Source organism: Limnohabitans sp., from assembly GCF_044361985.1.
Classification (GTDB): Bacteria; Pseudomonadota; Gammaproteobacteria; order Burkholderiales; family Burkholderiaceae_C; genus Limnohabitans_A.
The window spans coordinates 1-2,638 of sequence record NZ_JBIKHV010000193.1; the positions used below are offsets into that span (position 1 = coordinate 1).

The 2,638-nt window shown below is 55.4% G+C and carries 3 protein-coding genes; all 3 read left to right on the top strand.

From position 1 onward, the window contains the following. Positions 1 to 16 precede the first annotated feature (16 nt). A complete protein-coding gene (gene petA, locus ACIQ3A_RS14960; RefSeq protein WP_396432298.1) occupies positions 17 to 613 on the top strand; it encodes a ubiquinol-cytochrome c reductase iron-sulfur subunit in 597 nt (198 codons plus the stop codon). A gap of 11 nt (positions 614 to 624) precedes the next feature. Beyond that, positions 625 to 2,034, top strand: coding sequence for a cytochrome bc complex cytochrome b subunit (locus ACIQ3A_RS14965; RefSeq protein ID WP_396432521.1), 1,410 nt, complete (start codon positions 625 to 627; stop codon positions 2,032 to 2,034). Between the two features lie 20 nt (positions 2,035 to 2,054). Beyond that, on the top strand, positions 2,055 to 2,638 hold a 584-nt coding region (locus ACIQ3A_RS14970), incomplete at its 3' end, for a cytochrome c1 (protein ID WP_396432522.1).

Genomic DNA, 2,638 nt, shown 5'->3' on the forward strand with positions numbered 1-2,638 from the left:
TCGCTAGAGGATTCCCATGAGTGACACCCCAGTCGACAACAGCAAACGGACCTGGCTGATTGCTTCCGGTTGCGCAGGTGCCGTAGGCGCTGGCTTTGTGGCCACCCCCTTCGTCAGCAGCTTTCAACCTTCCGAACGAGCCAAAGCGGCTGGTGCGGCCGTCGAAGTTGATATTTCTGCCCTGAACCCCGGCGAAAAGCTGACGGTCGAATGGCGCGGCAAGCCTGTATGGATCATGAAGCGCACCCCTGAGCAACTTGAATCCCTCAAGAAGATCGAGGGTCAACTGGCCGATCCAGCTTCCGCACGCACGGCATACCCCACGCCTGATTACGCCAAGAATGGACACCGTTCCATCAAGCCTGAGATCATGGTGACCGTGGGCATTTGCACCCACCTGGGCTGTTCGCCTGGTGACCGCTTCGCCACAGGATCGCAACCCTCTTTGCCCGATGACTGGACCGGCGGCTTCTTGTGCGCTTGCCATGGCTCGACATTCGATCTGGCGGGCCGCGTGTTCAAGAACAAGCCGGCACCTGACAACCTCGAAGTGCCACCGCACATGTACTTGTCTGACACCAAGTTGATCATTGGCGAAGACAAGAAGGCTTGATGGAGACTGACATGGCTCAATTCAAAGAAATTTCTCCGAACGCCCCCGTAGGCGAAAAGCTGCTCAACTGGGTGGACAACCGTTTCCCGGCTTCCAAGCTTTACAAGGACCATTTGTCCGAGTACTACGCGTCCAAAAACCTGAATTTTTGGTACGTGTTTGGTGCGCTTTCGCTTTTGGTCCTGGTGATCCAGATCGTGACCGGTATTTTCCTGGTCATGCACTACAAGCCCGATGCCGCGCTGGCATTTGCTTCGGTCGAATACATCATGCGTGATGTGCCATGGGGCTGGTTGATCCGTTACATGCACTCCACGGGCGCTTCTGCCTTCTTCATTGTGGTGTACCTGCACATGTTCCGTGGCCTGATTTATGGCAGTTACCGCAAACCACGCGAGTTGGTTTGGATTTTTGGTTGCGCCATTTTCTTGTGCCTGATGGCCGAAGCCTTCATGGGTTACCTGTTGCCCTGGGGCCAGATGTCTTATTGGGGCGCTCAGGTGATCGTGAACCTGTTCTCGGCCATTCCTTTTATCGGCCCTGATCTGGCCCTGCTGATCCGAGGTGACTTTGTGGTGGGTGATGCCACGCTGAACCGCTTCTTCAGCTTCCATGTGATTGCTGTGCCGCTGGTTTTGTTGGGTCTTGTGGTGGCGCACATCATTGCCTTGCACGAGGTCGGCTCCAACAACCCCGATGGCATCGAGATCAAAGCGTCCGATGCGCCCAAAGATGCCCACGGCCATCCTTTGGACGGTATTCCCTTCCACCCGTACTACACCGTGCACGACATTCTGTCGGTCAGCGTGTTTTTGATGGCGTTCACCGCGATTGTGTTTTTCGCCCCTGAGTTCGGTGGGTATTTCCTTGAATACAACAACTTCATCCCCGCCGATCCGCTGACCACGCCTTTGCACATTGCACCGGTCTGGTACTTCACACCGTTCTATTCGATGCTTCGTGCCATCACCAGCGAGATGATGTACGTCCTGATCGCTTGTGTCGTGATCGGCGCCGTGCTGGCAGTTGCCAAAGGCAAGTTGCCCACCCTCTTCAAGGGTGCCGTGATCGGCTCGGCGGTTGCGATGGCGGCCATGATGTTGGCCATTGATGCCAAGTTCTGGGGCGTGGTGGTCATGGGTGGTGCGGTCATCATCTTGTTCTTCCTGCCTTGGCTGGACAACAGCCCGGTCAAATCGATCCGTTACCGTCCCGACTGGCACAAGTACTTGTACGCCGTGTTCGTGATCAACTTCCTGATCCTGGGTTACCTGGGGGTGCAGCCGCCATCGCCGATCGGTGAGCGCGTTTCCCAAGTCGGGTCCCTGTTTTATTTTGGCTTTTTCCTGTTGATGCCTTGGTGGAGCAAGCTGGGTACGCCCAAGCAGGTTCCTGACCGCGTGGTCTTCACGCCTCACTGAGATCACGGAGATTCAAGAACATGAAAAACCTCAAGAAACTCGCATTGGGCTTTGTGATGGCCCTGGGTCTGGTGGCCAGTGCCCACGCTGCTGGTGGCGGCCTTGCCTGGGACAAGGCCCCCAATAAAACAAACGATCTGGGCGCATTGCAAAATGGTGCCAAGCTGTTTGTCAATTACTGCCTGAACTGTCACTCTGCTGCCTTCATGCGCTACAACCGCTTGAAAGACATCGGTTTGACCGAGCAGCAGATCAAGGACAATTTGTTGTTTGCCACCGACCGCGTGGGTGACAACATGAAAGTGGCGCTCGACCCGGTGTTGGCGAAAGACTGGTTTGGCAAGAATCCACCTGATTTGACCTTGATGGCCCGTTCTCGTTCAGGCCATGGCGGTACAGGTGCCGATTATCTGTACACCTACTTGCGCACTTACTATCGGGATTCGACCAAGCCCACCGGCTGGAACAACTTGGCCTTGCCCAACGTCGGCATGCCCAACCCATTGTGGGAGTTGCAGGGTGAGCGTGAGCCAATTTTTGAAGACAAAGAAGAGCATGGTCATAAAGTTCAGATCTTCAAAGGCTGGAAACAAACCAAACCCGG

What these genes read in the sequence shown, in the direction of transcription:
- petA (WP_396432298.1), top strand. Translation starts at nt 17, where the DNA reads ATGAGTGACACCCCAGTCGACAACAGCAAACGGACCTGGCTGATTGCT.
- ACIQ3A_RS14965 (WP_396432521.1), top strand. Translation starts at nt 625, where the DNA reads ATGGCTCAATTCAAAGAAATTTCTCCGAACGCCCCCGTAGGCGAAAAG.